Source organism: Pseudoalteromonas sp. AOP7-A1-14, from assembly GCF_052376275.1.
GTDB lineage: Bacteria > Pseudomonadota > Gammaproteobacteria > Enterobacterales > Alteromonadaceae > Pseudoalteromonas.
In genome coordinates this window covers 1-7608 of sequence record NZ_JBQSVO010000147.1, presented here as the reverse complement: position 1 = coordinate 7608, position 7608 = coordinate 1, and the positions used below count along the sequence as shown (strand labels likewise).

Below are 7608 nucleotides of genomic sequence, written 5' to 3'. Positions count from 1 at the left end.
AAAGAAAGCCCGGCTCATTGAGTCGGGCTTTTTTACGTCTGGAATAAAGTAAAAACACCAAGCCAAGGCCCCAAGCCAAGTCCCCGTACCGAACTCAGTAGTGAAACACAGTAGCTCTGGGCGGAAGCCTCATGGAAGGCCTTGTGACTTACCGATGACGCCTGAATTTATCTGATTTTAAATTGCAGTAATCTCGATCCAAAACAGCCCGGCCTTTTGCTTTTAGCAACAGAAAATACAGCTGCGTTGTAAAGCAGCAACCAGTTTGGTTTAATCTTGCATTAAAGGTGGCTGCTAATATATTTAGCAAAGCCTAAAATAGTTTTTTTTATACCAATCATTAACAGCCTGTTTGAATAATTGGTTGATGCTATTTTTGCCTGTAAGGTTGAGAGTGTTTTTTGCTTCTTCGAGCGACCAACCCTGTAGCGCTAGCCGAATAAGTAACCATTGGAAATCGTCTGAGCAATTTTTTAAGCTGTCTGGATAACACCAGATAATGCGCCATAAAAGAGGTTGAATATCAAAGAGGGTATAGTTTGATGACAATAACTGCTTTAGATGATTTTTGTCATTTTGCGATAAACTAGTATGCGGTAATTTGCTCATTACTGTGCTTACCAAGGTCGGCTCTAAATGACTAAAGTGGGTTAGTAATTGTAATGAGAAGTGTTGGCTAAACTGTAGTTCAAGACGATTTACTAATTCACTATTTATAGTAAGTGGCTTTATTACCAATGCAGCGTGTTCTGCGGTTGTTTTGTCTGCTTTATAACCGATCTTGACTAAGTTGAAGAGGCTTTTTTGCCAAAAAGCCAATAGCGGCGAATTTACACCAAAGCTTGCACCGATCCAAGCGCATGTGGCTTTAACTTGTTGTTCAACAAAGCTCAATAATTGTTGGCCAAGTCCTTGATTGTGGTATTCAGGTGCTACCGCGATTCGCACTATTCGTGCAGTCGACTGTTGTATTACTGAACTATCAAAACTAATTTGTGCTAGTGTTTGCGCTAGTAAGTGCCCTTGTGGACGACGTTTCTTTTCAACTATTTGTTCTGCTAATGCTGCGTCAAAACCACCTTCTATAGCAACTAAACAAACTCCAATAATTTGCTCGTTTACTTTACTAATAAATAATTTTTGCTTCGTACCATCAAGTATTTGGCGTAGATCGTTCACTGTGGTTTGGTAGTGTGCTAACGCCAGCAGTGCGATAACCTGGCGAAGTTGCGCTTCATCATCAATTAATTGTTGCTGGCTAATCTTGTGGTGCGTAACTGTTGTTATAGCGAAGTTAGTTGCTTGGTAACTGCTATCAAGCGCTAGTAAAGTACGAATATGTTGCTCAAGTGGGTCATATTTAGCAAAGCGAATTGGTTGCTCAAGTGTAACGCTACGCATGTTTTTATAGTGTTGTTGCAGATGACGTTTAAAGCGCAGCGTATAACCCCTGCCATTGCCCTCATAACCTATAATGGTGCTAGCAAATACGATACGTGGATAACTAGCTAGTATTTTTAATAGTATGGGCACCGGAATAGCTGCAGCCTCATCAACAAATAAGATGTCACATTTAGGCAAAGTATCTAGTAATACGTCGGGTGCGACATAGCTGAGGTTAGCTAACTTCTTCTGAGCTTTATTTAGTGGTAAATTTAACTGTGAGGCTAAGTGTTTAAAGCTTGTTTGCACCGCTCGGGGTTGAGTTGCACAAATAATAATATTTTTATCAGTGAGCTCTGCTGCTGCAAAGCCCAAAGCGGCTGACTTACCACGGCCACGATCGGCACTTATTAATAGTGGGCGATTAGCCCGCCCATTGGCTGTTTTGATTATTTGTTCAATACAGTGTTGCTGCTCAGTTAAATCAAGCTCAATTATAGCTGGTTTATCTATAGCCGTGTGCTTAGCGACAGGTGCTGTTTGCCAGCCTGTGTGTTGATCAAAATGTGCTATATCAAGCTGTGATATGAGTACTGCAAGGCGTTGGTTAAAGTAACTTAGTGTTTGATAGTGCCCATGCGACTGAAATTTACTTAGGGCAGGGTCGTGCCATTGAGTGAGATCACAAAGGCTTGGTAGCAGCACAACCATCAAACCGCCAGCGCGAACTGTGCCACTCAGTGCTGCAAATTTATCTGGATAAATACCGCTAAAGCCGTCATACACAACATGGTCAAATTCTTGGCCTAAAATTTGATGGGTATGTTCAGGCCATTGGCTGTTACTCAGTTGCTCGCCATTTGCTAGGATATATATATTAGTTGTTAGCTGGTTTGTTAAGGCTTGAGACTCTTTATAGCACCAGCTTTTTTCACCAGTGATCAGTAACAACTGGCGATGTTTTGCCAGTTGTAATTGCGCTAAAAGTGGCGCGAGGTGTTGCTTAAATAGCTTGGAGTCTGGCATACGCGGTCACTAACCATTTACTGCCCAAATCATCAAAGTTAACTTGAATACGAGATTGTGCGCCGCTTCCTTCATAGTTTAGTACCGTACCTGCACCAAACTTAGCATGCAATACGCGTTGGCCTAAACTAAATCCACTGTCTTCAAAGGCTGCGTGGGTTACTGATGGGCTAAAGCGTCCTGATGCAGGAGGCCTTGATACTTGTGTTTTAATACGTATTTCTTCAATGCAGTCTTCAGGTATTTCGCGTAAAAATCGTGACGGGCTATGGTATTTTTCTTGGCCATAAAGCCTGCGACTTTCAGCATGGCTGATATAAAGTTTTTCCATTGCGCGGGTCATGCCTACATAACAAAGTCGGCGTTCTTCTTCTAAGCGGCCTGACTCTTCGTTGCTTTGCTGAGAGGGGAACATGCCTTCTTCAACGCCGACCATGAATACTAATGGAAACTCAAGGCCTTTTGCTGAGTGAAGAGTCATCATTTGTACGGCATCTTCGTGTTCCTCTGCTTGGCCAACACCGGATTCAAGTGAGGTGTGAGCTAAAAAACCTTGTAATGGCGAACTATACTCTTCATCTTCAGGTAGTTCATATTGACCACAAGCGCTTATTAACTCTTCTAAGTTTTCTACTCGAGCACGGCCTTTTTCGCCTTTTTCAGCTTGATACATTGCCATTAAACCTGATGTTTGAATCGCGTATTTTGCTTGTTCCTCTAGGGTGAGGTCGCTTATTTTATCTTCGATATGCTCTACTAACTCAACAAACTTACTAACCGCACCAGCAGCGCGCCCAGATAGGTGCTGTTGCTCAACAATTGCTTTAGCCGCATACCACAATGGCAATGACTCATTACGGGCGCAGTCACGAACATGGCTGAGTGTCTTATCACCAATGCCTCTCGCTGGCGTATTTATAACACGCTCAAAGGCTGCATCGTCTTGGCGATTACCAACTAAACGTAAATACGCCAGTGCATCTTTGATCTCTTGGCGTTCGAAGAATCTCATACCGCCATAAATACGATACTTTAAACCTTCTTGTAGCATGGCTTCTTCAAGTACTCGCGACTGTGCATTGCTGCGATATAAAATAGCGGCATCTTGCAGTGCGTTACCGGCATTAAGCCAGCTACGTAATTTACTACTTACAAAACGCGCTTCGTCGAGCTCATTAAATGCCGCATAAACTGAAATCGGCTCCCCCTCACTGCCGTCAGTCCAGAGACTTTTTCCCATTCGGTCTGAGTTATTTTGAATTAGTGTATTTGATGCTTTCAAAATAGTGGCTGTTGAACGGTAGTTTTGTTCAAGGCGAATAGTTTCGGCCTCAAAATCAGTTAAAAAGCGCTTAATGTTTTCTATTTTAGCACCGCGCCAACCATAAATACTTTGGTCATCATCACCTACAATCATAATACTGTTAGTGTTACCCGCTAACAGTTTTAACCACGCATATTGAATAGTGTTAGTATCTTGGAACTCGTCTACTAACATATGCGTAAAGCGCTGTTGGTAATGATGAAGTAAGGTTGGGTTATTTTTTAAGACCTCAAAGCTGCGCAGCAGTATTTCAGCAAAATCAACAAGGCCTGCTCGGTCGCATGCTTCCTGATAAGCTTTATAAACGTTTAACATCATTTGTTCATTGATGTCATATGCTTGAATATCTTTAGGACGTAGGCCTTCATCTTTTTTGGCGCTGATATACCAGCCAAACTGTTTTGCTGGCCATTTTTTATCATCAATATTCATCGCTTTTAGTAAGCGTTTGATCATTCGCAGTTGATCGTCAGAATCTAAAATTTGAAAGCTTTCAGGAAGGTTCGCTTCACGGTGATGAGCGCGTAAAATACGATGGGATAAGCCATGGAAAGTACCAATCCACATACCGGCAACCGGTGCTTTTAGGGTTTCTTCAACGCGCGAGCGCATCTCTTTAGCGGCTTTATTGGTAAAGGTCACGGCAAATACACTGTAGGCAGATGCTTGCTCTACCTGCATTAACCACGCTATACGATGAACCAGGACTCGAGTTTTACCAGAGCCTGCACCAGCAAGCACTAGCATGTTTTGCAAAGGAGCTGCGACGGCATCCCGTTGTTTATCATTTAAGCCATCGAGTAATTCTGAAACGTCCATCATCACGCCTTTTCAATCAATAATGGCAAATAGTATAACAGGTGTTTAAGTTGGGCTAAATAAAATACTGTTTTTATAACCAGCTCTTTAAATTTAATTAAATGTTAAGATCAAAACAGATTACAAAAATTGCTAATTTGACTTAAACTTAGTGAAATAAACTAAAATTAAATTATATGCTGTGCTATGAATTAATTAACCTGTTGATTATAAATAGTTAAATTATTGGCATGATGCATGTATTAAACTCGTCAGAAATAAAAACATTTGAGGCTATTATGTCAGGACAAGGTTCAGGCGGTAACGTTATCGCGGCTATTTGTAATATATTTTTCCCAGGTCTAGGTCAATTAGTGCAAGGGCGCATTTTAGCGGCACTAGTATTTGCTATCTTATTCTTCGGTGGCGCGGCGTTGTGGTTTTTAATTGTACCGGGGGTTATTGCTGGGATTGTATATATTTGGGCTATCATTGATGCGGCGCGTTTTAGGGCTTATGATAGACGCTTATAGCACAATGCTAAAATTGTAAGAATAGCGCTAATTAAGGCGCTATTTTTTTTGTGCCTTTCGTCACCGTCAGTATAATCAGCCAATTACTTTTTAAGAGCATATCCATGGAATATCAATTTATCCGCGATCCAATTAGTGGCTTTCGCATTAAAATAAGTAGCGAGCATGCAGTTATTGGTCGCTGGCTTAATGAAGAAATCGGCAAAGATAAAACTCCCATGGTACAGGCGCTCATAAAGGCTGTTTCAACTAGCTTTGAACCTATTACATTACAGGGGCAAGAGGTTGATTTAATACTTAATAAAGATGAAGCGATTTTTGAAGCACATGCATTACACCAAGACTCTGAAGATATTTTGGCTTATCAAGATGATGAATTAATGCTTGAAGAAAATGGGTTAACTAGTGGCTGTGGTTTTGACGATTTCGTTGACCTAATCGACTCTTGGCATGATTTTGTAATAAATAGATAAGTAGAGGCAAAGCTCGACTTATTAAAACTTTTTGAGTTTAGGTTTATGAACCTTACTGCTGCAAGTAAGAGATTCTCAGTTAAACGAACTTTATAATTAGGGTCCGGGTATTGAAAGTGCACAAGTCCTTTTTGGCCAATCACAAATACTGCAGGTACAGGCAAGACAATTTTTACTGTGCCGTCAATTGATACAAAGTTCACCCCTAACTTATTACAGTAAATAGTTGCAGTCTGATCATCTAAATAAAATGCTAACCCTAATGCTTGGCTCAAGCTTAGGCTGTCGTTAAAAAGCAGTTAATAATTAGGCGAGTTGATTCTGCTTTCGCTAGCTTTTCTGGGCTGTCTGGTGATACAGCAATAATTTGAACGCCAAGTTTAACTATTTCATCTTCAATTTTTTGTACGTTAGCTAATTGCTTTGAGCAATAAGGGCACCATCCACCACGGTAAATAATCAGCACGGTAGTTTTTTCAGCAAAGCGCTTAGCAAGGGCAACATTTTTACTACCTGTATCTTTTAATGTAATTGCAGGTACCGTGAGACCTGGCATTAATGGGCTGACTTTTTCAGCTTGCGAGGCGATATTATTTGGTGTGACGACAGCATGAGCTAAGCTCAGGTACTAAGAAGTAATACACAAGAGACTAAAAGTGACTTCAACATAATATTTCCTCTTTTTTATTTATAATCATTTTCATACTATATCAATAATGTCATGTTTTATTTTAACAGCAGCGCATTTATCTGTATTATTAACCGCAATTAAAATCGTAACTGGAAGAGACATGTCTGCCAATTTAAATAAAATTGTGGTGATGCTAGAAATGCAAAACGCCATGAACACTAAAGTTCACGAGAAATGGTTTAGCCAAGGGTTTGAATGGTCTCGTGCTATTTGGGTTGAATGTGCTGAAATGCTAGATCATTACGGTTGGAAATGGTGGAAAAAACAAACTCCAGATACCGAGCAAGTTATTTTGGAGCTTGTTGATATTTTTCATTTTGGTTTATCGCTACGTATAGATGGTGAAACCAGTTATGAGCAAATCGCCAGGCAATTAGAGGCGGAGCTGAGCACACCACAACAGGGTGATGATTTTAAACAAACATTAGAGCTGTTAGCTGCCTCTGCGGTTGCAGATAAGACCTTTAATGCTGCGGCATTTGCTGGCTGTATGGCACAAATGGGGATGAGTATAGACGATTTATACCGTGGTTATGTAGGCAAAAATACGCTTAACTTCTTCCGCCAAGATTATGGTTACAAAGATGGGAGTTATCATAAAATATGGCAGGGGAAAGAAGATAACGAGCATTTAGTAGAGGTAGTTAAAAGCCTTGATACTGAGCATGCTGATTTTGCTAGGCAAGTTTATCAAGGCTTAGTTGCGCGCTACCCTAAATAAGCGAGCGAAAATCAGTGGTGCTTAAATAATCACTGAATTCGTTATTCGGTTGTTGGCTATCAGGGTTGGCAACCGCTAATAAATGCCCAATGCCGTATTCGCGTGCTGCATTAAGTACCGCCAAGCTATCGTCAACAAACAGCGTTCGCTGTTTATCAAACTGCCACTCGTTATGCACTTGCTGCCATAAACTTTGCTGCTCTTTACTTACCCCATATTGATGCGTTGAGATAACCCCATCAAGATAATTATCAATATTAGTAAGCTCAAATTTGAGCATTACACTGTCGGGGTGGGCGTTAGTTAGCATTATGAGATTTTTACCCTGGAGCTTAAGTGCGCTTAAAAATTCAGGTACATCTTCGCGGACTTTTATTTTATGCTGGAACTGGCGTTTCAACTCCATAATTGGCAGGCCTAATTGCTGTTGCCAGTAATCAAGGCAATACCAACTTATTTGGCCACTCACAGCTTGGTAACGGTGCATAATGTCTGCGTTGGCTTCATCAAGACTAATGCCCTGCTTGATGGCGTGCTGCTGTGGTATGACGTTAAGCCAAAAATAGTTATCAAAATGCAAATCAAGTAATGTGCCGTCCATATCAAGTAGCACAGTGTCAATTTTAGACCAATTTAGCATAGGCATTTCACTTTAAAAG

At 40.8% G+C, this 7608-nt stretch carries 7 protein-coding genes; 3 read left to right on the top strand and 4 right to left on the bottom strand.

Annotated features, from left to right (window positions below; genetic code table 11):
- Positions 1-303: 303 nt before the first annotated feature.
- Entirely contained in the window at positions 304-2409 is a 2106-nt protein-coding gene (locus ACT3RM_RS16280; protein WP_441995259.1) for a GNAT family N-acetyltransferase, read from the bottom strand.
- Entirely contained in the window at positions 2387-4552 is a 2166-nt protein-coding gene (uvrD, locus tag ACT3RM_RS16275; protein ID WP_441993361.1) for a DNA helicase II, read from the bottom strand. Before uvrD ends, ACT3RM_RS16280 begins: the two co-directional genes overlap by 23 nt.
- Before the next feature lie 278 nt (positions 4553-4830).
- Here uvrD and ACT3RM_RS16270 point away from each other — a divergent pair, with 278 nt between their 5' ends.
- Positions 4831-5064 carry a hypothetical protein gene (locus tag ACT3RM_RS16270; protein ID WP_441995270.1) on the top strand — a complete coding sequence of 78 codons (234 nt, stop codon included), beginning with the start codon at positions 4831-4833 and terminating at the stop codon, positions 5062-5064.
- A gap of 104 nt (positions 5065-5168) precedes the next feature.
- Positions 5169-5537 (top strand): YacL family protein, encoded by a 369-nt coding sequence (locus tag ACT3RM_RS16265; protein WP_441995261.1) that lies wholly within the window; start codon positions 5169-5171, stop codon positions 5535-5537.
- Positions 5538-5814: 277 nt separating this feature from the next.
- Here ACT3RM_RS16265 and ACT3RM_RS16260 read toward each other — a convergent pair whose 3' ends face one another.
- On the bottom strand, positions 5815-6093 hold the full coding sequence (locus ACT3RM_RS16260; protein ID WP_441995262.1) for a redoxin domain-containing protein: 279 nt from the start codon (positions 6091-6093) through the stop codon (positions 5815-5817).
- Positions 6094-6328: 235 nt separating this feature from the next.
- Between ACT3RM_RS16260 and ACT3RM_RS16255 the strand changes: the two genes are divergently transcribed.
- Positions 6329-6949, top strand: a complete 621-nt coding sequence (locus ACT3RM_RS16255) for a dUTP diphosphatase (RefSeq protein WP_441995263.1) — start codon at positions 6329-6331, stop codon at positions 6947-6949.
- Here the strand turns inward: ACT3RM_RS16255 and yrfG are convergent.
- Positions 6942-7589 (bottom strand): GMP/IMP nucleotidase, encoded by a 648-nt coding sequence (yrfG, locus tag ACT3RM_RS16250; protein ID WP_441995264.1) that lies wholly within the window; start codon positions 7587-7589, stop codon positions 6942-6944. The two genes, ACT3RM_RS16255 and yrfG, sit on opposite strands and share 8 nt — an antisense overlap.
- Positions 7590-7608: the final 19 nt, after the last annotated feature.